The following is a 21,104-nucleotide window of genomic DNA, read 5'->3' as shown; positions in this document are numbered from 1 at the left end:
GGAGCGAGGAGCGGGCATGAGCAACGAGGTCCTGGAAGCCGTGCGGGAGCTGCTGCCGGGCATCGCCGAGCGGGCCCGGTCCGTGGACGAGAAGGGCCGCATCCCGGCCGAGACGATGAAGGAGCTGACCGCCGCCGGGGTGTTCCGGATGCTGCAGCCGACCCGCTACGGCGGCGCGGAGGACGACCCGGTCGCCTTCTACGAGGTGGTCAGGGCCGTCTCCGGAGCGTGCGGCTCGACCGGCTGGGTGACCGCCGTCCTCGGCGTCCACTCCTGGCATCTCGGGCTGTTCCCGGACGAGGCCCAGCAGGAGGTGTGGGAGCCGGGGCCGGACGTGCTGGTCGCCTCGTCGTACGCGCCGATCGGCCGGCTCACCCCCGTGGACGGCGGGTTCGAGGTGTCGGGGCGGTGGGCGTTCTCGTCCGGCTGCGAGTTCGCGGACTGGGCGCTGCTCGGCGGCCTCGTCGTCGGCGCGGAGGGCCGCCCGGTCGACTTCATGACCGTGCTGGTCCCGCGGACGGACTACGAGATCCGCCGGGTGTGGGACTCGATGGGGCTGCGCGGCACCGCCAGCGACGACATCGTGGTGGAGCGGGCGTTCGTGCCCGCGCACCGCGCGATGCGCAACTTCGACCAGGCGCAGCTGCGCACCGCGGGCCGGAAGGTCAACACCGGGCCGCTGTACCGGCTGCCGTTCGGCACGATCTTCACCACGACGGTCGCGGCGAGCGTGATCGGCATGGCGGCGGGCTGCCACGACCTGTACGTGCAGCGGATGCGGGACCGGATCCGGCTGAGCCTCGGCGGCGGCCGGTTCGTCGAGGACCAGTTCGCGCAGGTGGCGGTGGCGCGGGCGGCGTCGGAGATCGACGCGGCGATCCTGCAGACCGACCGGAACGTCCGGGAGATCTACGCGTACGCGGTCCGCAACGAGAAGATCCCGATGGAGCTGCGGCTGCGCGCGCGCCGCGACCAGGTGCGCGGCACCGAGCGGGCCATCGAGGCGATCGACATCCTGTTCAAGACGGCGGGCGGCAACTCGCTGCACCGCGGCAACGTGATCGAGCGGGCCTGGCGGGACGCGCACGCGGGCAGCGTGCACGTGGCGAACGACGTCGAGCACGCCCTGTCGATGTACGGCCGCGGCGAGTTCGGCCTGGCCGTGGAGGACAACCTCGTCTGACGCCCCGGGAGGCCGGCGCGCCGGGCCGCGAGCGCGGCCGGCGCCCTGGACAGGCGAACCGGCGTGCCGCCCCGGCGAGGGGACGGCACGCCGGATCCGTCAGCAGGCGCCGGACGGTGTGCGGCCCGACTGCACCGCCTGGACGAACTTCAGGGCGTCGTCGAAGGACGCCTCGATGCTGGCGCGGTGGTCGGCGCCCGGGTACTCGCGGTACGAGATGTCCGGGTACCGCTTGCACAGGTCGGCGATGAGGCCCTTCGTCGCGGCGGGCGAGACCGACGTGTCGGCCGTCCCCTGCGCGACGAGGGTCGGGACGCTCAGGTCGAGGCGGCTGGGCTCCTGCGTGTCGAAGTACGTCTCGAACGCGGTCAGGTCGGCGCCCGGCCGGAAGACCCCGCTCAGCGGGATCGCCGACCCGGCCTCCCTCAGCTGGGCGAGGCACGCGTCGCGCCGCCCGGATTCCAGGACCTTCGCGGCCGCCGGGGTCAGCAGGTCCTCCGGGTGGAACGACGGGTTCGCCGCCTTCGCCCCGTTCAGCAGGACGAACAGGAACGGCAGCGCCAGTTCGGCACCGGGGTACTGCGCCTGGACGTACTGCGCCGTCTCGGCCATGTGCGACCCGGGCGCGATCGACACGGCGCCCTTCAGCCGCACGTCGCCGGCCTTCTCCGCGGCGGCGGTGAACAGCGCGGCCTGGCCGCCCTGGCTGTGGCCCGCGACGTAGAAGTTCCGTCCGATGTGCGGGTCGACGCGGTGCGCGGCCCGGACGATGTCGAGGACGGTGTTCGCCTCGCTGGCCCCGTTCATGTACGGGTGCCCGCCCGGCGTGCCGAGGCCCTCGTAGTCGGTCTGGACGACGGCGAACCCGCGCGCCGCCCACTTGTCGAGGTAGCCCTCGGTGATCGACAGGTAGTCGTGCGCCGGGCCGGCGGCGGTGTCGCGGGACGGCGCGCAGGCGTCGGCGGTGCCGGTGGTGCCGTGCGCCCAGCTGATCACGGGCCAGCCGCCGCGCGGCGCCTTGCCCTTCGGCACGGCGACGGTGCCCGTCACCGTGATCCGCTTGCCGCCGACGCCCTCCGAGACGTAGGAGATCGCGCGGGTGAAGGACGCGGACGGCAGGGCCGCCGCGGTGTCCAGCGGCCGGCTCGAAAGCAGCGTCCCGCGCCGCCCCGGGTCGGCGTGGGCGGGGACGGCGGTGGCGGCGAGGCCCGCCGCGGCCACGGCGGCGGCCGTAATCGCGGCCGCGCGCCCCTTGGCGGAAGTCAAGTGCGGTTCCTCCTCATGTCCTGGACGGCGCGGTAGGCGAAGGCCATCGCCGATCCGATCGGGATGCCCGGCCCTGGGTAGACGGGGCCGGTGAACGATGCGCTGGTGTTGCCCGCGGCGTAGAGGCCGGGGATGGGGCGGTCGGAGCCGTCGAGGACGCGGCCGTCGGGGTCGGTGCGCAGCCCGCCCTTCGTCCCGAGGTCGCTGAGCACGATCTCCGCGGCGTAGTACGGCGGCTCGTCGACCGGGACGAGGCCGGGCTTCCCGCCCGTGAAGAACAGGTCGTAGGGGTCCTCGCCGCGGTGGAAGTCCTCGTCCGCGCCCTTCGCGGCGAGGCCGTTGAAGCGTTCCACGGTCGCGGTGAGGGCGTCGGCGGGCAGGCCGGTCTTCGCGGCGAGGTCCGCGAGCGACCCCGCCTCGACCCACCTGCCCGACGCCACCTGCTCCTCCAGCGTCACCGGCGGGACGGAGATCGCCGGCAGGCCCTTCGAGCGGGCGTCGAAGATCAGGTGGAAGGGGCCCTCGGCGGCCGCGAGCCGCCGCCCCATCTGGTCGTACGGCAGCGACTCGTTGGCGAACCGGCGGCCCGAGCCGTCCACGATGAGCCCGCCGCGGAAGCCGAGCGTGAAGGCGGGCAGGCCGTCCGGCGTCAGCACGCCGGGGCAGAACCACGCCTGGTCGAGCAGGCCGGTGGACGCGCCCGCCTCGACGGCCGCGGTGATCGCGTCGCCGGTGTTGGCGCCGTCCGGGGCCATCGTCCGGCCGGCGCCCCCGGGGACGCCGCGCTCGCCGCGCAGCGCCGCCGACGACTCGAAGCCCCCGGCCGCGAGCAGCACGCCGCGCCGGGCGCGGAACCGGCGCGGGCCGTCCGCCGTCGCCGCGAGGACGCCGGTGACCCGGCCGTCCCGCGTGACCAGGCCCGTCAGCGCGGTACCGGTGCGGACATCGCCGTTGCCCGTCGCGGTGATCGCCAGCAGCAGCCGGCCGATCAGCGCCCGGCCCTGCACCAGCGGCCTGGACGCCGAGTGCCCGCGGCCCGCCCGGTCCCGGTCGACCGGCGGCCGGACGAGCCCGGCGAGGTCGCCGAGCCGCTCGGCGGGCAGCGGCAGCGGGACGAACGACCGCCCCATGGCCATCCGGCCGGGCGCGTCGAAGTAGTCGGGGAACGGCTGGAACTCGAACTCGAGCGCCGGGTCGCGCTCCAGGAAGTCCACCAGCTCGGGCGCCGTCTCCAGGAACGCCTCCCGGTGCGCGGCGGTGCCGTCGCCGATCAGCGCCCGCAGGTAGGTGCGCGCCGCCTCGGCCGAGTCGCCGATCCCGGCCCGCTCCTGCACCTTCGTCCCGGGCAGCCAGATCGCCGACCCCGAGTACGCGGACGTCCCGCCGAGGACCCGCGTCTTCTCCAGGACCGCCGTCCGCAGCCCGCCGGACGCCGCCGCGAGCGCCCCCGCCATCGCGCCGGCCCCCGAACCGGCCACCACGACGTCGTATTCGTCGTCCCACGATTCCCCGGCGTTTCCCACGTGACGTCCCCTTCGAGCCTCGGGTGCTGGCGCGGCCACAACGTAGGCGGGGCCGCGGCGCGCGGGGCCGCCCGGTCCCACTGACCGGTATCGACGATCGCGGGACGTGCCGGGACTCCGGATATTGTTCCTTGTCAGCACCGGAAAGGACGTGGAGGATCGTGGCGAGGATCGCGTCGGCGCGGCTGTCCGCCGAGCCGAGCTCACCCGAGCAGCACGACCGCCGCCAGCGCATACTCCGCGCGGCGGCGCGCATCGGCGCGGAGAAGTCCCTCGAGCGCGTCCAGATGCACGAGGTCGCGAAGGCCGCCGGGGTGGCGATCGGCACCCTGTACCGGTACTTCCCGTCGAAGGTGCACCTGTTCACCGGCGTGATGGCGGCGCAGGTCGACCGGCTCCGCGACCAGGTCACCGAGCCCACCCCCGGCACCGCCCCCGAGGAGGCGGTCGCCGACATGCTGGTGCAGGCCAGCCGGTACCTGATGGCGCAGCCGGTGCTGTCGGCGTCGATGCTGCACGCGTCCAACACCGCGCACGTCGCGACGGTCGCCGACACCGTCCACATCGACAACACCTTCCGCGAGATCCTGCTGCGCGCCGTGGGCATCGAGGTGCCGACCGCGCAGGACGTCACGCTCGTCCGGCTGCTGATGCAGTGCTGGTACGGCGTGCTCCAGTCGAGCCTGAACGGGCGCGCGTCGATGGCGGACGTGGAGACCGACATCCGGCTCGCCTGCAAGCTGCTCCTCGCGCCCCGCTCGAACGCGCCCGGCAACGCGCCCGGCAACATCCCCGGAAGCGCCTCCCGGAACGCCTCCGGGGACGCCCCCGAGTAGGCGCTCCCGTTCATCGGGATCGTCCCGGCGGGGCGCGCCGGGCCGCGGTTAGCGTTCCGGCATGAATCGCTATGACGGCGTGAAAGTGCTGCTCACCGGGGCCGGGTCGGGCATCGGGCGGGCCACCGCGCACCGGCTCGCCGCCGAGGGCGCCGCGGTCTTCGCCGTGGACCTGTCCGAGGACGGGCTCGCCGAGACCGCCGCCGGAGCCCCCGGCCCGGGGACGGTCGCCACGCGCGTCGCCGACGTCGCCGACGAGCCCGCCGTGATCGCGGCGGTCGCGGCCGCGGTGGAGACGCTCGGCGGCATCGACGTGCTGGTCAACGTCGCGGGCGTGCACAGGACCACCCCGATCGAGACGCTGTCGGTCGCGGACCTGACGTGGATCTTCAACGTCAACCTGGTCGGCACCGCGCTGTTCTGCCGCGAGGCCCTCAAGCACCTCCCGGACGGCACCGGGGTCATCATCAACACCTCGTCGCTGTCGGCCACGCAGGGCAACCCGTACATGACGGCCTACTCGGCGTCCAAGGGCGCCGTGCTGGCGTTCTCGCTGAGCCTCGCGGCCGAGCTGACCGCGCGCCGCATCCGCGTCGTGCCGATCTCACCCGGCACCGTGAACACCCCGCTGACCAGGGCGGACATGTTCCCCAAGGGGATCGACCTCAGCTACTTCACGCGGATCGTGTCGCCGTTCGGGGTCGCCGACCCCGAGCAGATCGCGTCCGTCATCGCGTTCGCCGGGTCGCCGGACGCCGCCTACCTGACCGGCGCCGAACTGCGCGTCGACGGCGGCTCGCACCTCTAGCCCTCCGGCACGCCGTCCGGCGGCCCACCGGCACGCCCGGACCCGTCCGGGACATCGAAAGGAAGTCGTACATGGGACGCGTCATCGCCGTGAGCGGGTCCGCCTCCGGCATCGGGAAGACGCTGGCGGAGCTGCTCCGCGAGCAGGGCGACGAGGTCATCGGGGTCGATCTGCGCGACGCCGAGGTGCGCGCCGACCTGAGCACCGCCGAGGGCCGGATCGAGGCCGTCGCCGAGGTGCTGGAACGCTCCGGCGGCACGCTCGACGGCGCCGTCGCCTGCGCCGGGGTGACCGGGCCGACGCCGCTGACCGTCCAGGTCAACTACTTCGGCGCGGTCGCGCTGCTGGACGGCCTGCGCCCGGCGCTCGCCGGGGCGCGGGCGCCGCGCGCCGCCGTGGTCGGCTCGATCTCCGGGACGCAGCCGGTGGACGACGCGGTGCTGCGCGCGTGCCTGGAGGGCGACGAGCCCGCCGCGCTCGCGGCGGCGGACCGGGTGCTGGCGGCGGAGCAGGGCAACCGGCTCTACCCGTCGTCGAAGTCGGCGCTCGCGCAGTGGCTGCGGCGCGTGTCGGTCGCCCCGGAGTGGGCGGGCGCCGGCATCCCGCTGAACGCGGTCGCGCCCGGCGTCGTCCGGACGCCGATGAGCGCGCCGCTGTTCGAGGACGAGCGGATGTTCAAGATCATGAACGAGGCGGTGCCGATGCCGCTGAACGGGTACGCGGACCCCATCGTGATCGCCGAGGCGCTCGCCTGGCTGGTGTCGCCCGCGAACTCGCACATGGCGGGCCAGGTGATCTACGTGGACGGCGGCGCCGAGGCCACCCTCCGGGGCCCGGCCGTCTTCTGACCTGTACCTCTTCTGACCTATACCGTCTTCTGAGCTGTACGGTCGTGTCACCGGAAGACGCCGAAGGCCGCCCCTCCGCGCCGGGGGCGGCCTTCGGACATCCCGAGATCAGCGGGCGTTGGTGCCGGTGGTGTCGAGCGCGGCCACGCTGTAGGCGGCGTACGTCCGGTGGGCGTCGCGGTCCGCGAAGTACGGCGTTATCTGCTCGCCGAACTCCTCGACGGAGAACACGCCGTCCGCCGCGGTGAACTTCTGCTCGACGACGGGCGCCGCCATCAGCGCGACCATGTCGCCGTACACGATGAACACCTGGCCGCTGATCTTCTCCGCGGCGGGCGAGGCGAGGTACCCGACGAACGTGCCGACGCGCTCGGGCGCCATCGCGTCCAGACCGCCGGGGGAGGTGCCCTCGCCGAACGTCGCCTCGGTCATGGAGGTGCGGGCGCGCGGGCAGATCGCGTTGGCGCGGACCCCGTACCGGGCGAGCCCGGCGGACGTGGACAGCGTGAGCGCGACGATGCCGGCCTTGGCGGCGGAGTAGTTCGGCTGGCCCGGCGACCCGAACAGGAACGCCTCGGACGCGGTGTTGACCACGCGGCCGTAGACCGGCCCGCCGGCGGCCTTGCTCGCCGCCCGCCAGTGCACCGCCGCGGCGCGCGACACCGACGCGTGCCCCTTCAGGTGGACGTGGATCACGTCGTCCCAGTCCGGCTCGGAGAGGTTGAACAGCATCTTGTCGCGCAGCACGCCGGCGTTGTTGACCAGCACGTCCAGCGAGCCGTAGGTGTCGACGGCGGCGGAGACGAGGGTGTCGCCCATGGACCAGTCGCCGACGTCCCCGGTGACCGCGATCGCGCTGCCGCCCGCCCCGGTGATCTCGGCGACGACCTTCTCGGCGGCCGGCCCCATGTCGTTGACGACGACGTTGGCGCCCTGCGCGGCCAGCGCGAGGGCCTCGGCGCGGCCGAGCCCGGCGCCCGCGCCGGTGACGATGGCGGTGCGGCCCGCCAGGGAGAGGTCAGCGTTCATCAATGCTCCCGGTATGTCCGTGCGTGTCGGCCGGACCGGAGACTAGTACGTATTCTAGTTGGCCCGCGGCGACCGTCCCGCTGAGCGGGCCCGTTACACCCGCGTGGTCAGCGCGGACCGGTGAGTGGGACCGCGTTTGCCAGTATCGAGAACGAATTCTAGTCTCGCCGCCATGAAGGCCGACGACCGCTGGGCCGAGGGCGTCCTGACCGACCCCACCCGTTGAGCTGCGGCGAGCCGTCGCCGTCGAGCGCCTCCCGACGGCGCCTCGCCGCTGGTCGGCGAAGAGAGAAGGAGATCCCCATGGCCGAGGCCGTGATCGTCGACGCCGTCCGGACGCCGGTCGGCAAGCGCTACGGCGCGCTGTCCGGGCTGCACCCGGCGCAGCTGCTCGGGCTGACGCAGAAGGGGCTGCTGGAGCACGCGGGCGTCGACCCCGCCGCGATCGGGCAGGTCGTCGGCGGCTGCGTCACCCAGGTCGGCGAGCAGTCCAACAACGTCACCCGCAACGCCTGGCTGTACGCCGGCCTGCCGTACCGGACGGCCTGCACCACGATCGACTGCGCGTGCGGGTCGTCGCAGCAGGCGGTGCACCTGATCGCGGGACTGATCGCGTCCGGCGCCATCGACGCCGGCATCGGCTGCGGCGTCGAGGCGATGAGCCGGGTGTTCCTCGGGCAGGCGCTCGCCCCCGGCACCGGCAGCCCGGCGCCCGACGGCTGGGAGATCGACTACCCCGACCAGTTCACCGCCGCCGAGCGGATCGCGGAGAAGCGCGGCATCACCCGCGCGGACGCCGACGCGCTCGGCGTCGCGTCGCAGGCCAAGGCGCGGCGCGCGTGGGACGAGGACCGGTTCGCCGGGCAGATCGTCGAGATCGAGGCGCCCGTCATGACCAGGGAGGGCCCGACCGGCGAGACCGCCGTCGTGTCCCGCGACCAGGGCCTGCGCGACACCACCGCCGAGGCGCTCGCCGGGCTGAAGCCGGTCGTCCCCGGCGGGATCCACACCGCCGGCAACTCCTCGCAGATCAGCGACGGCGCCGCCGCGGTGCTGCTGATGTCCGCCGAGAAGGCCGCCGCGCTCGGGCTGCGCCCGCGCGCCCGGATCGTCGCGTCCGGCATGGTCGGCTCCGACCCGTACTACCACCTGGACGGCCCCGTCGAGGCGACCTCGCACGTGCTGGACCGCGCCGGGATGGCGCTCTCCGACATCGACCTCGTCGAGATCAACGAGGCGTTCGCGTCGGTCGTGCTGTCGTGGGCGTCGGTGCACGAGCCCGACATGGACCGGGTCAACGTCAACGGCGGCGCCATCGCCCTCGGCCACGCGGTCGGCTCCACCGGCGCCCGCCTGATCACCCAGGCCGTGAACGAGCTGGAGCGGGCGGACAAGTCCACCGCGCTCGTCACGATGTGCGCCGGCGGCGCGCACTCCACGGCCACCATCATCGAACGGATCTGAGGACTCACACCTATGACCATCGGGCTGACCGAGGAGCACCGCGACCTGCGCGACGCGGTGCGGGCCTTCACGTCCCGGCAGGTGACGCAGGCGGCTGTCCGCGCCGCCGTCGACGCCGGAACCGAGCAGGCGCCCGCGTTCTGGGACGATCTCGCGGGGCAGGGCCTGCTCGGCCTGCACCTGCCGGAGGACGCGGGCGGCGCCGGGTACGGGCTGGTCGAGCTGGCCGTCGTGGCGGAGGAGCTCGGCCGGGCGATGACGCCTGGACCGTTCCTGCCGACCGTCCTCGCGAGCGCGGTGCTGCACCGGGCCGGGCACGCCGCGCACCTGCCCGGGCTGGCGTCGGGCACGACGCTCGGCGCCGTCGGGCTGGACGCGGGCGGCGTGACGCTGTCGCGCACCGGCGGCGGCATCGCGCTGACCGGCGTCTCGGCGCCGGTGCTCGGCGGGTGTTTCGCCGACGTGCTCGTCCTGCCCGCCGCCGACGGCGACGCGACGGCGTGGGTCGTCCTGCCGCGCGACGCCGTCACCGTGGAGGCGCTGCCCAGCCACGACCTCACCCGCCGCCTGGCCAGGATCAGGTTGGAGAACACGACCGTCCCCGCGGAGTCGGTCGTGGATCTGGACTCGCAGGACGTGCGGGACCTCGCCGCGACGCTGTTCGCCGCCGAGTCGTCCGGCCTCGCCGACTGGGCGACCACCACCGCCGCCGAGTACGCCAAGGTCCGCGAGCAGTTCGGCCGCCCCATCGGCCAGTTCCAGGGCGTCAAGCACCGCTGCGCCCGGATGCTCGCCCACGCCGAGCAGGCCCGCGCCTGCGCCTGGGACGCCGCCCGCGCCCAGGACGACCCCGCCGCGAAGCCCGGCGAGGCGTCCCTCGCCGCCGCCGTCGCCGGGGCCACCAGCGTCCAGGCCGCGTTCCAGACCGCCAAGGACTGCATCCAGACCCTCGGCGGCATCGGCTTCACCTGGGAGCACGACGCGAGCCTCTACCTGCGCCGCACCCAGACCCTGCGCGTCCTGCTCGGCTCCACCGCCTCCTGGCGGCGCCGCGTCGCGTCCCTCACCCTCGCCGGCGTCCGCCGCGAGCTCGGCGTCGACCTCCCCGAGGAGGCCGAGGCGATCCGCGCGGAGATCCGCGCCGAACTCGCACCGGCCAAGGCCCTCACCGGCGCGGAGCGCACCCGCTACCTCGCCGACCGCGGCTACACCGCCCCGCACCTCCCCGCCCCCTGGGGCAAGGGCGCCGACGCCGTCACCCAGCTCGTCATCTCCGAGGAGATGCGCGCCGCGGACCTGCGCGCCCACGACATGATCATCGGCAACTGGGTCGTCCCGACGCTGATCGCGCACGGCTCGCCCGCCCAGCACGAGCGGTTCCTGCCCGCCTCGCTGCGCGGCGACGTCCGCTGGTGCCAGCTGTTCTCCGAACCCGGCGCCGGCTCCGACCTCGCCGCCCTCTCCACCCGCGCCGAGAAGGTCGACGGCGGCTGGCGGATCACCGGGCAGAAGGTCTGGACGTCCATGGCCCGCCAGGCCGACTGGGGCATCCTGCTCGCCCGCACCGACCCGTCCGTCCCCAAGCACAAGGGCCTGTCCTACTTCCTGCTCGACATGCGGTCGCCCGGCATCGACATCCGCCCGCTGCGCGAGCTCACCGGCGACGAGCTGTTCAACGAGGTCTTCCTCGACGGCGTCTTCGTCCCCGACGACCTGCTCGTCGCCCGGCCCGGCGACGGCTGGCGGCTCGCTCGCACCACCCTCGCCAACGAGCGCGTCTCGCTGTCGAACGACTCCTCGCTCGGCAGCGGCGGCGAGGCCCTCCTCGAACTCGCCGCCGAGGGCGCCGACGACGAGCGCCTCACCACCCTCGGCGGCATCCTCTGCGACGCCCAGTCCAGCAGCCTGTTCGGCCTGCGCACCACGCTGCGCTCGCTCGCCGGCGGCCAGCCCGGCGCCGAGTCCAGCATCGGCAAGCTGATCGGCGTCGAGCACATCCAGCAGGTGTGGGAGACCGCCGTCGACTGGATCGGCGCGGACGCGCTGACCGGCGAGGGCGCCGGCGGCATGCAGGACCCGACGTGGATGTTCCTCAACTCCCGCAACATGTCGATCGCGGGCGGCACCACCGACGTCCAGCTCAACATCATCGGGGAACGGCTCCTCGGCCTGCCCCGCGACCCGCAGCCCGCCGGGAGGGCCTGATGCCGATGGACCTGCAGGCCGAACGCGGCGCGTGCGGCGTGGACGGCGCCGCCGCCGCGGCCCGCCGGGTGATCGGCGCGCTCGTCCGGGCCGGCGACATCTCCGGCGCCGACATGGCCGACATCGCCGACCGGCTCAACGCCGTCGCCGACGACCTGGAGGCGCAGGCCCCGCCGCTGCGCGACCGCCTGGTGAACATGTGGCGCGGCGACGGCAACACCCGCCACGACCCGGCGACCGGCCCGGAGAACCCGATCGCCCCGCCGCTCGCCTACGTGGGCCGCCCGGACGGCTCCATCGAGAGCGCCGTCACGCTGGACCTGCCCTACCAGGGCCCGCCGTCCAGCGTCCACGGCGGCGTCTCCGCCCTCCTGCTCGACCACACCCTCGGCGTCGCGAACGGCTGGGCCGGCACGTCCGGCATGACGGCGGAGCTGACCCTCCGCTACCACCACCTGACGCCGCTGTTCGAGCCCCTGACGGTCACCGCCCGCCAGGTCTCCGTCGACGGCCGCAAGATCCGCACCACCGGCGCCATCAGCGCCGGCGGCCGCACCTGCGTCACCGCCGAGGGCCTCTTCATAGCCAAACACCCACCCCGCCCCCGCTGACCCTTGTGCGGTGGGGCGCCGATTCTCGCCCCAGATCACGTAGATGCGTTCTACGTAGGATGCGGCTACGGTCGATCGCGCGTCCCGGATCAGTGGCGGTAGAGCCGCTCTCGGGCGTCGTCGCGGAGGCGGCGGGCGATCGTGCCGTACTCGGCGGCGAGTTCGGCGCGGATGCGCTCCTCCTCACCGGGCTCCATGACGACCGCCGGTTCGGCGGCCGGACGGCCGCGCAGCACCGCGATGCGCAGATGCGTGGGCGGGTGGCTTTCGTCCACGCGCAGGGCCCGGTGCGCGGCGGTGCGGCGGCGGCGTTCGCGCTCGGACTCGGGGACGGCGGCGAGCGCGTCGCGGTAGGCATCCCAGTAGTCCGTCTTGCGGTCGTTGAGCATGTGCTGCTGGACGGTCGTGGCGTGCGTGTCCTCCGCGACCAGGAGCGTGCCGAGCATGTCGGCGGTGGCTGCCGGTGAGGCGATCCGGGCGGCGAGGTCGTCGGCGAGGTACTCGGCCCGCTGCCCGGCGCGGAGGGTGAGCGCCCGCTGGAGGACGAACACGGCGGCGACCAGGCCGCTTGCCACCCGCTGGATCGTCCGCACCGCGAGGTCGATGAAGTAGTTCTGCCTGTGGTCCCTAGGGCCCGGCCGGAGGAGGCCGTGCAGGCGGCCCAGCGTGGACAGGGACGTGCCGACGATCACCCCGTGCCTGGCGTCGCCGTTCACGCCGTGCGCCAATTCGTGGCCCAGCAGCGCGACCTTCTGCTCGGGCGGCATCGCCTCCCACAGCGGGAGTCCGAGGACCAGGACGCGGCGCCGGCGCAGCCCGAGCGCGGCATAGCCGGCGTTGTACGCCTCGGATGGGACGACGGCGTCGATCGGCCGCGCCCCCAGATCGGACGCCACCCGGTCGAGCAGGCCGAACAAGGCGGGCGCGTCGGCGCGGCGGCGGACGTCCGGTGTCTTGCGCAGGCTGCCGAAGCGCGGCCGGATCGCCCAGGCGATCAGCGCGGCCACGATCGCCAGGACGACCGTCACGATGTTCGGGATCAGGACGATCAGGCAGACGGCGGTGGCGGCGAGGGCGACGGCCAGCGCGTGCACGCAGAGCGCGACCCCGTAGGAGGCGACCCGCGCGGCGTCCCATCCCGGGCGGTGCGCGGAGGAGCCCGCCACCTCCTCGTACAGCGACTCGACCATCCGCGCCGACCTCTGGTCGAGGCGCGCGCGGAGAAGGCCGGGCCGCGGGGTCGGGCTGGCGGGCGTCTCGACCACGCCCCATCCGCAGGCCGCGCACCAGGCCGGAAAGCCCGCGACCGGCGTCAGTGGGTCGGCGCAGTCCGGGCACTGGTCGGGCGTGATCACTCCGCTCATGGCCGAGGATCCTAAAGCGATCTTCGGGGTGGTGGCCGGTTCGTCCGGTAACGAATCAGCCGAGGCTTTCCTCGACCTGGCGGCGGATGACCTTGCCGGTGGCGTTGCGGGGCAGGGGCGAGGTGGTGATCTTCCAGCGGGACGGGACCTTGAAGTAGGCGAGGCGCTCGCGGGCGAACGCGGTCAGGTCCGCCTCGGAGGCGGGATCGGCGCCGAAGACGACGACGGCGAGGACCTCCTGGCCGAGGTCGGGGTGCGCGACGCCGAGGACGATGCACTCGCGGACGCCCGGGTACTCGGCGAGGGCGTTCTCGATCTCGGCCGGGTAGACGTTCTCGCCGCCGCGGATGATCAGGTCGGAGCGGCGGGCGGTGAGGCGGAGGCGGCCCTGCTCGACCGTGCCGATGTCGCCGGTGCGCAGCCAGCGGTCGGGGCCGATGGCGCGGGCGGTGGCCTCCTCGTCGCGCCAGTAGCCGAGCATGTTGTAGGCGCTGCGGACGCAGACCTCGCCCTCCTCTCCCTCCGGCAGAGGCTTGCCGTCGGGGTCGCGGATCTCCAGCGCGACGCCCGCGACGGGGCGGCCGAGCGTGCCCGGCGCCTCGGCCAGGTCCATGGGGGACGCGACGGCGACGCCCGTGCACGTCTCGGTGAGCCCGTAGCTGTCGACGAGGGCGTTCGCGGCCGGCGGGAACGCGGCGCGCAGCTTCTCCTTGAACGCCGGGGAGGACGGCGCGGACGCCAGCGCGAACCCGGTGAGCGAGGACGTGTCGTACCGGGACAGGTCGCCGTGCTCGATCATCCGGTTCGCCATCGTGGGCACGGCGCCCCAGTTCGTGACGCGCTCCTTCTCGATCAGCCGCAGGACCTTGTCGACGTCGAACGCGCCCTCGTGCATGACCACGGCGGTGCCGGTGGCGAGCCGGGGGACGGCGAGGTTGTGCAGGCTGGCGATGTGGAACAGCGGCAGCGCGAGCAGGTAGCGGCGGGACGCGGGGTCGGAGGGGTCGCCGAAGGCCCGCAGCAGCGCGTCGTTCAGCCGGTGGTACTCGATCACCGAGGTCAGGTTGCGGTGCGAGTGCACCGCCCCCTTCGGGCGGCCCGACGTGCCGCTGGTGTAGAGGATGACCGCCGGGTCGTCCTCGGCGGCGTCCGGGACGTCCAGGGCGGCGGACGGGTACCGGGTCGCGAGCGCCGGGACGTCTTCCTCGATCGTGAGGACGCGGGTGCCCGCGGGCATCTGGGCGGCGCGTTTGGCGTCCGCGACGACGAGCACCGGCTCGGTGTGGCCGAGGGCGTACTCGACCTCGCGGGGCGCCCACCAGGCGTTGTACCCGACGGGTATGGCGCCCGCCGCGATCGCCCCCCAGAACGCGACGATCCATTCGGGGGTGTTGGCGGCGTCGATGGCGACGCGGTCGCCGGGCCGCACGCCGTGCTCCTCGCGCAGCGCCTTCGCCAGCGACGCGGCCTGCGCGGCGTGCGCGGCGAAGCTCAGCCGGCGGGTCGCGGTGACGATGTAGTCGCGGTCGCCGTACCCGGCGGAGCGTGCGAGCACCTCGCCCAGGCTCCGGGCCCGCCCGGCGAACACCGGGAGGCGGGCGCCGAGGACGTCCTCCTCGCGCAGTTCGAACTCGCCGCCGGGCCCCGTCAGCCGCTGCATGATCTCCATCGCCGTCGTGGGCATGTGGCCTCCTCCTCGCGTGGCCGAAGGCTCTCACCTCGGCCGCGGGATCCAGCGGCTCTTTCCGCTGAGCGAGACCGAGCCGCAGGGTACCCGCCCGACTTGGAGCGTTCCCGGTCAGCGGGACTGCGACGAACGCGTGGGCCGCGTCACATCACCATGACCGCACCAGGACGGATGCAGGGGGGATGACATGGGAAGCCTCGACGGGAAGGTCGCGATCGTCACCGGTGCGGGCCAGGGCGTCGGCCAGGGGATCGCGCTGGCGCTGGCGTCCGAGGGCGCGGCGATCGCCGTGCTCGGCCGGACGCCGGCGAAGCTGGAGACGACGTGCGGCCTCGTCCGGGAGCGGGGCGCGGAGGCCGAGCCGTTCGCCTGCGACGTGGCGGACACCGAAGCGATCCCGGGCGTGGTGGACGCGGTCGCCGCCCGGTTCGGGGGTGTCGACGTCCTCGTCAACAACGCCTACTCGGGCGCCTACGGGCCGCTGCTGACGATGAGCGACGCCAAGTTCCAGAAGGGCTTCATGACCGGCCCGTTCGCGGCGTTCGCGTTCATGAGGGCGTGCCACCCGCACATGAAGGCGCGGGGCGGCGGCAGCATCGTCAACCTCGTCACGTCCGCGATGGTCCGCTGGGACCCGGCGACGTACGGCGCGTACGCGGCGGCCAAGCAGGCGCTGCGGTCGCTGACCCGGACGGCCGCCGCCGAGTGGGGCCCGGACGGGATCCGCGCCAACTCCATCGCCCCGCACGCCCTCTCACCCGGGCTGAAGCAGTGGGCGGAGGCGAACCCGGAGGCCGCGGAGGAGTTCCGCAAGACCATCCCGCTCGGCTACATCGGCGACTGCGAGGCCGACATCGGCAACGCCGTCGTCGCCCTCGTCCAGCCCGCCATGCGCTACCTGACCGGCGCCACCGTCCCGCTGGACGGCGGCCAGGCCTACTTCGGCTGACCACTCCGGACCCCACCGGCCGACCGGGCACGCCCGAGCCGAGGGCAGAGACCAACGCCCCCCGCCGCACCTCACCCACCCCACCGCCGCTTCGCCGCGGCCGGTGAAAGGAGAACGGCCTAATGAAGGTCGAGAAGATCGGACGCCTCGCAGTGGGCGCCCTCGCGGTGACGCTGCTGGCGTCCTGCGCCAGCTCGCGCTCCGGCTCGGACGCGACGTCCGGCGGCGGCGGGACGCGGGACGGCGGTTCCACCGGCGCCGGTGCGAGCGCCACCTCGTTCGGGACGCTGCCGTCCCCGTGCGGCAAGGGCGACGCGAAGGGCTCCACCGACCAGGGCGTCACCGACGGCGAGATCCGCATCGGGTTCGGCGACGACCGCGGTTCGACCACCGCGCCGGGCCTGTCCAAGGAGATGGGCGACGCGGTCAGCGCCATGATCGACTGGTGCAACCAGCAGGGCGGCATCAACGGCCGCAAGATCAAGGGCGACCAGTACGACGCCGCCTACACGCAGTCCGTGAAGGTGATGCAGCAGGCCTGCAAGCAGGACTTCATGCTGGTCGGGCAGGGTTTCGCGATGGACGACGCGGCCGAGCAGTACCGGGTCGGCTGCAAGCTGCCGACGGTCGCCGGCTACACCGTCGGCCCGAACGCGGCGATGGGCCCGATGAAGTACGAGGCCGTCCCGTACCCGGTCGACCTGTACAACATCGGGGCGCTGCGGATCGCGGAGAAGGAGTTCCCGGACTTCAAGGACAAGACGGACCTGCTGCACACGACCTCCCCCGCGGTGGAGACCGGCAACGCCAAGGTCGAGGCCGCGATGAAGCAGATCGGCGTCAAGCCGCTGGACTGCGGCGTCAAGACCAACAACGCCGGTGAGAGCAGCTACACGCCGTTCGCGCTGAAGATCAAGGACTGCGGCGCGAAGACCCTGTGGACGTCCGGCTCGCCGACCCCGGCCGCGTTCGGCCTGCTGGAGGCGGACGACCGGGCCGGCCTCAAGCCGACGTACCTGTTCGAGGCGACCTGGTACAGCTCGCTCGTCTCGCAGTGGAACAAGTCCGGCATCGGCGACGACATCAACATCGGCATGATCTTCCAGCCGTTCGAGAACGCCGCCAAGGTGCCCGCGGTCAAGCAGTACATGGACATCGTCAACGCCCACAAGGGCAAGATCGCGCTGCTGGGCATGCAGGCGACGTCTGCGTTCCTGCTGTGGGCGCAGTCGGCCAAGGCGTGCGGGTCGGAACTGACCCGCCAGTGCATGGTCAACGAGCTGGCGAAGGTCCACGAGTGGACGGGCGGCGGGCTGCACGCGCCGACCGACCCGGGCGCCAACAAGCCCGCGTCGTGCGCGCTGATGGTGCGGCTGCACGGCGACAAGTACGAGCAGGTCTTCCCGAAGAACGTCGGCGAGTTCGAGTGCGGCGGCGACTTCGTCATCAAGACCGACCCGAAGACCTGGGGCACCACGCTCGACGGCGACCGCAAGTCGACCAAGTTCCTGACCGGCGACGTCATCAAGCCCCAGTCCTCCTGACCCGCCGGAGGCGCGACACATGGCGGTGAACCAATGACGACGTTCCTGACCTACACCATCCTGGGCCTCGTCCTCGGCGCGGTGTACTCCATCGCGGCGTCCGGGCTGGTGCTGACGTACAACACCTCGGGGATCTTCAACTTCGCGCACGGCGCGCAGGCCATGTTCGGCACGTTCCTCTACTGGCAGTTCCAGCAGTGGGGGTGGCCGGTGTGGCTGGCGCTGGTCGCGGTGATCGGGGTGGTCGGCCCGGTGATGGGCGCGGCCCTGCACGCGGTGATCATGAAGGGCCTGCGCGGCACCGCGGACGTCACGAAGATCATCGTGACGGTCTCGGTGCTGCTCGGCACGGTGTACCTCGCCCAGTGGGTGTGGGACCCCGACCAGGCCCGCACCGTGGACATGTTCTTCGGCACCGGCGCGAAGGTCTCCGTCGGCGGGGTGGAGGTCCGGTACCACGAGATCGTCTGCCTGGTCGCCGCCGTGGCCATCGCCGCCGGGCTGCGGGTGCTGTTCACCCGCAGCCGGGCGGGCGTGGTGACGCGCGGTTCGGTCGACGACCCGGACCTGCTGCGCCTCACCGGGCACGACCCCGAGCGCGCCGCGATGCTGTCGTGGGCGCTCGGCTCCACCCTCGCGGTGACCGCGGGCGTCCTGATCGTGCCGATCAGCGGCGGCGCGCTGGACGCCGACCACCTCACCCTGCTGGTGATCGACGCGTTCGCCGCGGCGATGTTCGGCCGACTGCGCAGCATCCCCCGCACCTTCGCGGGCGCGATGGTGCTGGGGCTCGCGGCGAACTACGTGCTGGCCTACCTGCCGTCCGCCGGCACCTTCACCGGCAACCTGCGCGTCTCGCTGCCGATGATCATCCTGTTCACGGTGCTGGTGGTGCTGCCGCAGGACCGGCTGCGCGGCGCCGCCGTCCGCACCCGCGAGCGGTACCGGCCGCCGACCGTGCGGTCCGCGGCGGTGTGGGGCGCGGTCCTGGTCGCCGGCGTGTACCTCTACAGCCTGCTGCTGTCGGACGCGGGCATCACCACGCTCGCGCTCGGCATGACGTTCGCGATCATCGCGCTGTCGCTGACCGTCCTCACCGGCTACGCCGGCGAGCTGAACCTCGCGCCGCTGGCGTTCGGGGCCGTCGCGACGGTCGTGGCGTTCCATTTCGGGGTGCGGGGCACCGGCCTGGACGCGCGGCTGAACGTGCAGGGCGTGCTGCTGGCCGTCGTCGCGGCGGCGCTGGTCGGCGGGCTCGTCGCGCTTCCGGCGCTGCGGCTGCGCGGCCTCTACCTCGCGCTCGCCACGCTGGCGTTCGGGGAGTTCCTGTCGAACATGGTCCTGCGCGACACCACCGAACACAAGCTGCTCGGAGTGAGGTTCACCCTGTTCCCCGACGGGTCGCTGGTCGTCCCGCCGCTGCGGGCGGGCCCGCTCGACCTGCGGAACGGGACGTCCTCGCTGCTGACCGCGACGGTGCTGTTCGCGCTCATCGGCATCGGGCTCGCCGCGCTGCGGGGCAGCGGATACGGGCGCCGACTCGCGGCGATGAAGGACAGCCCGGCCGCGACGGCGATGCTCGGCCAGGACCTCGTCCGGCTGAAGCTGAGCGTCTTCATGATCTCGGCGGCGATCGCCGGGCTCGGCGGGGTGCTGATGGCGTCGGCCACCGGCACCGTCTCGCAGGAGAACTTCACCTTCGTCGGCAGCCTCGGCCTGCTGATGCTCGTCGTGGTCGCCGGGATCGGCTACATCAGCGGCGCGCTGGTCGGCGGGCTCATGGCCGGGGTCGGATCCGCGGTGCTGGTCGCCACGTTCAACGACCTCGCCCTGGGACACGAGGGGATGGCGAACGTCTACACCCTGCTCGGCCACCTCGTCCTGGTCCTGACCGCGCTCGTCGGGATGGGCGTCGGACGCAACCCGAGCGGGTTCGTGCACGACATCGCCGACGGCTACCGGCGGACGCGCGACGGCGCCAGGCCCGTCCTGTACGCGTCCGGCGCGGCGGGCGCGGTGCTGTACGTCCTGGCCCTCACCGGCGTGATCGGCGCCTGGACGTTCGGGATCGCCGCGCTGTGCGCGGCGATGTTCCTGCCGCTCGTCGGCGACATGTACCAGGCGGAGGGGCGCGCCGCGCGGACGCCGCCGGAGCTCGCCGGCGTGGACGAGCCGTACACCGACGAGCTGCGGGCCGAGCTCGACCGGGCGCTCGGGCTGCCGGCCGCGCACCGGCCGGCCCGTCCCGCGCCCGTCCTGGCCGGGAAGGGAGAGGCCAATGCCCCTGCTTGAGACACGGGACATCACCGTGCGGTTCGGCGGCAACACCGCGGTGGACGGCGTCGGGCTCACCATGGACGAAGGGCGGATCACCGGACTGATCGGCCCGAACGGCGCCGGCAAGACCACGATGTTCAACACCATCACCGGGCTCCAGAAGCCCGCGTCCGGTCAGGTGCTGCTGGACGGCGCCGACATCACCGGGCTGTCCCCGGCCAAGCGCGCGCGGCGCGGCATGGCGCGCACCTTCCAGCGGCTGGAGCTGTTCCTGTCGCTGTCGGTGCGCGACAACGTCCGCGTCGCGGGGGACGTCCTGCGCAGCCGCGGCCGCCGCGGGCGGTTCGACCTGAACGAGGCCACCGACCGGGTCCTCGAACGGACGGGGCTGACCGACATCGCCGACCGCGACGTGTCGGACATCCCGATCGGGCGGGCCCGCGTCGTCGAGGTGGCGCGGGCGCTGATGACCTCGCCGCGCGTCCTGCTGCTCGACGAGCCCGCGTCCGGGCAGACCGAGCGGGAGACCGAGGCGTTCGCGGAGATGCTCACCGGCCTGGCCGGGGAGGGCCTCGCGATCTGCCTGGTCGAGCACGACCTGCCGCTGGTCATGCGGCTGTGCTCGACCATCCACGTGCTGGACTACGGCGAGCTGATCGCGTCCGGCACGCCGCGGGAGGTCCGCGAGTCGCCGAAGGTCGTCGCCGCCTACATCGGCACCGAGGAGGCTCTCAAATGAGCGAAGCGAACCGGGGGGCGTGGGGGGTCGTCCCCCCGCAGGGCACACGCATGACCGGGACGGAGACCGGGGCGGAGCCACTGCTGGAGCTGGCCGGCGTCCGCGCCGGGTACGGCGCGATCGAGGTGCTGCACGGCGTCGACCTCGCGCTCAGGCCGGGCTCGCTGCTGGCGCTGCTCGGCCCGAACGGCGGCGGCAAGTCCACCACCATGCGTGTGTGCGCGGGCCTGCGCCCGGCGACGGGCGGGGAACTGCGCTTCGCCGGGCGGAAGGTGAACGGCATCTCCGCGCAGGACGCCGCGAAGCTGGGCGTCTGCTCCATCCCGGAGGGCCGGGGCGTGTTCCCGAACCTGACCGTCCGGGAGAACCTGTGGGCCGCGACCGGAACCGGCGCGAAGCTCGCCGACCTGGAGGAGAAGGCGTACGGCCGCTTCCCGATCCTCGGGAAGCGGCGGGACCAGCTCGCCGGGTCGATGTCCGGCGGCGAGCAGCAGATGCTCGCGCTGTCGCGGGCGCTCGGCACCGACCCCGCGGTGCTGCTGCTCGACGAGCTGTCCATGGGCCTCGCGCCCATGATCGTGACGCGGATGTACGAGACGGTCGCCGAGCTGGTCGAGGAGGGCCTGTCGGTGCTGGTGGCCGAGCAGTTCGCGCGCGCCGTGCTGCCGATCGCCGACACCGCGGCGCTGATGCTGAACGGGCGGGTCGTGGCGGCCGGCGCGCCCGCCGAGATCGAGGGCCGGATGGCCGGCGACTACCTGGGAGGTTGAC

General features: G+C 73.5%; 17 protein-coding genes. 12 read left to right on the top strand and 5 right to left on the bottom strand.

Annotated elements, in window-relative coordinates; translation table 11 throughout:
* Positions 1-16 precede the first annotated feature (16 nt).
* Positions 17-1,183: a 3-hydroxy-9,10-secoandrosta-1,3,5(10)-triene-9,17-dione monooxygenase oxygenase subunit gene (gene hsaA, locus ABT299_RS14505; protein ID WP_190857006.1), complete on the top strand. Its 1,167-nt coding sequence runs from the start codon at positions 17-19 to the stop codon at positions 1,181-1,183.
* Positions 1,184-1,282: 99 nt separating this feature from the next.
* Here hsaA and ABT299_RS14500 read toward each other — a convergent pair whose 3' ends face one another.
* Positions 1,283-2,449 carry an alpha/beta hydrolase gene (locus ABT299_RS14500; protein WP_500251053.1) on the bottom strand — a complete coding sequence of 389 codons (1,167 nt, stop codon included), beginning with the start codon at positions 2,447-2,449 and terminating at the stop codon, positions 1,283-1,285.
* On the bottom strand, positions 2,446-3,972 hold the full coding sequence (locus tag ABT299_RS14495) for an FAD-dependent oxidoreductase (RefSeq protein WP_500251052.1): 1,527 nt from the start codon (positions 3,970-3,972) through the stop codon (positions 2,446-2,448). Before ABT299_RS14495 ends, ABT299_RS14500 begins: the two co-directional genes overlap by 4 nt.
* Positions 3,973-4,133: 161 nt before the next feature.
* Between ABT299_RS14495 and ABT299_RS14490 the strand changes: the two genes are divergently transcribed.
* From ABT299_RS14490 to ABT299_RS14480, 3 genes are all read left to right on the top strand, one after another.
* The gene (locus ABT299_RS14490; RefSeq protein ID WP_190857009.1) at positions 4,134-4,808 is read left to right on the top strand and encodes a TetR family transcriptional regulator; all 675 of its coding nucleotides are present in this window, start codon (positions 4,134-4,136) and stop codon (positions 4,806-4,808) included.
* 61 nt (positions 4,809-4,869) lie between these two features.
* Positions 4,870-5,616 carry an SDR family NAD(P)-dependent oxidoreductase gene (locus tag ABT299_RS14485; RefSeq protein ID WP_500251051.1) on the top strand — a complete coding sequence of 249 codons (747 nt, stop codon included), beginning with the start codon at positions 4,870-4,872 and terminating at the stop codon, positions 5,614-5,616.
* Positions 5,617-5,687: 71 nt separating this feature from the next.
* Positions 5,688-6,464 carry an SDR family oxidoreductase gene (locus ABT299_RS14480; RefSeq protein WP_190857011.1) on the top strand — a complete coding sequence of 259 codons (777 nt, stop codon included), beginning with the start codon at positions 5,688-5,690 and terminating at the stop codon, positions 6,462-6,464.
* A gap of 108 nt (positions 6,465-6,572) precedes the next feature.
* On the opposite strand, the gene ABT299_RS14475 is transcribed toward ABT299_RS14480, so the two are convergent.
* Positions 6,573-7,493: an SDR family NAD(P)-dependent oxidoreductase gene (locus tag ABT299_RS14475; protein WP_433148748.1), complete on the bottom strand. Its 921-nt coding sequence runs from the start codon at positions 7,491-7,493 to the stop codon at positions 6,573-6,575.
* A gap of 303 nt (positions 7,494-7,796) precedes the next feature.
* On the opposite strand from ABT299_RS14475, the gene ABT299_RS14470 reads away from it, so the two are divergent.
* Genes ABT299_RS14470 through ABT299_RS14460 form a run of 3 tightly spaced genes read left to right on the top strand, consistent with a single transcriptional unit; the run spans position 7,797 to position 11,773 of the window.
* Complete coding sequence (locus ABT299_RS14470; RefSeq protein ID WP_387022673.1) at positions 7,797-8,957, top strand: steroid 3-ketoacyl-CoA thiolase; 1,161 nt, start codon at positions 7,797-7,799, stop codon at positions 8,955-8,957.
* A 12-nt stretch (positions 8,958-8,969) separates the two neighbouring features.
* Complete coding sequence (locus ABT299_RS14465) at positions 8,970-11,162, top strand: acyl-CoA dehydrogenase family protein (RefSeq protein ID WP_500251050.1); 2,193 nt, start codon at positions 8,970-8,972, stop codon at positions 11,160-11,162.
* Positions 11,162-11,773 (top strand): PaaI family thioesterase, encoded by a 612-nt coding sequence (locus ABT299_RS14460; RefSeq protein WP_500251049.1) that lies wholly within the window; start codon positions 11,162-11,164, stop codon positions 11,771-11,773. Before ABT299_RS14465 ends, ABT299_RS14460 begins: the two co-directional genes overlap by 1 nt.
* Before the next feature lie 89 nt (positions 11,774-11,862).
* On the opposite strand, the gene ABT299_RS14455 is transcribed toward ABT299_RS14460, so the two are convergent.
* Both ABT299_RS14455 and casG read right to left on the bottom strand, forming a co-directional pair.
* Entirely contained in the window at positions 11,863-13,137 is a 1,275-nt protein-coding gene (locus ABT299_RS14455; RefSeq protein ID WP_500251048.1) for a M48 family metalloprotease, read from the bottom strand.
* Between the two features lie 55 nt (positions 13,138-13,192).
* On the bottom strand, positions 13,193-14,821 hold the full coding sequence (gene casG / locus ABT299_RS14450) for a steroid-24-oyl-CoA synthetase (RefSeq protein ID WP_500251047.1): 1,629 nt from the start codon (positions 14,819-14,821) through the stop codon (positions 13,193-13,195).
* A 190-nt stretch (positions 14,822-15,011) separates the two neighbouring features.
* Between casG and ABT299_RS14445 the strand changes: the two genes are divergently transcribed.
* The 5 genes from ABT299_RS14445 (at position 15,012) to ABT299_RS14425 (ending at position 21,103) form a co-directional block, all read left to right on the top strand.
* Entirely contained in the window at positions 15,012-15,773 is a 762-nt protein-coding gene (locus tag ABT299_RS14445) for an SDR family NAD(P)-dependent oxidoreductase (RefSeq protein WP_387022644.1), read from the top strand.
* A gap of 122 nt (positions 15,774-15,895) precedes the next feature.
* Positions 15,896-17,317: an ABC transporter substrate-binding protein gene (locus tag ABT299_RS14440; protein WP_500251046.1), complete on the top strand. Its 1,422-nt coding sequence runs from the start codon at positions 15,896-15,898 to the stop codon at positions 17,315-17,317.
* Positions 17,318-17,350: 33 nt separating this feature from the next.
* Positions 17,351-19,609 carry a branched-chain amino acid ABC transporter permease gene (locus ABT299_RS14435; RefSeq protein ID WP_500251045.1) on the top strand — a complete coding sequence of 753 codons (2,259 nt, stop codon included), beginning with the start codon at positions 17,351-17,353 and terminating at the stop codon, positions 19,607-19,609.
* Positions 19,596-20,333, top strand: a complete 738-nt coding sequence (locus ABT299_RS14430) for an ABC transporter ATP-binding protein (RefSeq protein WP_387022635.1) — start codon at positions 19,596-19,598, stop codon at positions 20,331-20,333. Before ABT299_RS14435 ends, ABT299_RS14430 begins: the two co-directional genes overlap by 14 nt.
* The gene (locus tag ABT299_RS14425; RefSeq protein ID WP_500251044.1) at positions 20,330-21,103 is read left to right on the top strand and encodes an ABC transporter ATP-binding protein; all 774 of its coding nucleotides are present in this window, start codon (positions 20,330-20,332) and stop codon (positions 21,101-21,103) included. The genes ABT299_RS14430 and ABT299_RS14425 overlap by 4 nt, the downstream gene beginning before the upstream one ends.
* Position 21,104 lies beyond the last annotated feature (1 nt).

The organism is Spirillospora sp. NPDC000708, from assembly GCF_040299565.1.
Classification (GTDB): Bacteria; Actinomycetota; Actinomycetes; order Streptosporangiales; family Streptosporangiaceae; genus Spirillospora.
The sequence above is the reverse complement of the archived record's forward strand: the minus strand, read 5'-3'. Positions and strand labels throughout refer to the sequence as shown.

Bases quoted from the DNA above. Each gene is read 5' to 3' on its own strand.
- ABT299_RS14460 (WP_500251049.1), top strand. From the start codon at position 11,162: ATGCCGATGGACCTGCAGGCCGAACGCGGCGCGTGCGGCGTGGACGGC.
- ABT299_RS14440 (WP_500251046.1), top strand. From the start codon at position 15,896: ATGAAGGTCGAGAAGATCGGACGCCTCGCAGTGGGCGCCCTCGCGGTG.
- casG (WP_500251047.1), bottom strand. From the start codon at position 14,821: ATGCCCACGACGGCGATGGAGATCATGCAGCGGCTGACGGGGCCCGGC.
- hsaA (WP_190857006.1), top strand. From the start codon at position 17: ATGAGCAACGAGGTCCTGGAAGCCGTGCGGGAGCTGCTGCCGGGCATC.
- ABT299_RS14485 (WP_500251051.1), top strand. From the start codon at position 4,870: ATGAATCGCTATGACGGCGTGAAAGTGCTGCTCACCGGGGCCGGGTCG.
- ABT299_RS14425 (WP_500251044.1), top strand. From the start codon at position 20,330: ATGAGCGAAGCGAACCGGGGGGCGTGGGGGGTCGTCCCCCCGCAGGGC.
- ABT299_RS14445 (WP_387022644.1), top strand. From the start codon at position 15,012: ATGGGAAGCCTCGACGGGAAGGTCGCGATCGTCACCGGTGCGGGCCAG.
- ABT299_RS14480 (WP_190857011.1), top strand. From the start codon at position 5,688: ATGGGACGCGTCATCGCCGTGAGCGGGTCCGCCTCCGGCATCGGGAAG.
- ABT299_RS14475 (WP_433148748.1), bottom strand. From the start codon at position 7,493: ATGAACGCTGACCTCTCCCTGGCGGGCCGCACCGCCATCGTCACCGGC.
- ABT299_RS14430 (WP_387022635.1), top strand. From the start codon at position 19,596: ATGCCCCTGCTTGAGACACGGGACATCACCGTGCGGTTCGGCGGCAAC.
- ABT299_RS14455 (WP_500251048.1), bottom strand. From the start codon at position 13,137: ATGAGCGGAGTGATCACGCCCGACCAGTGCCCGGACTGCGCCGACCCA.
- ABT299_RS14465 (WP_500251050.1), top strand. From the start codon at position 8,970: ATGACCATCGGGCTGACCGAGGAGCACCGCGACCTGCGCGACGCGGTG.
- ABT299_RS14470 (WP_387022673.1), top strand. From the start codon at position 7,797: ATGGCCGAGGCCGTGATCGTCGACGCCGTCCGGACGCCGGTCGGCAAG.
- ABT299_RS14435 (WP_500251045.1), top strand. From the start codon at position 17,351: ATGACGACGTTCCTGACCTACACCATCCTGGGCCTCGTCCTCGGCGCG.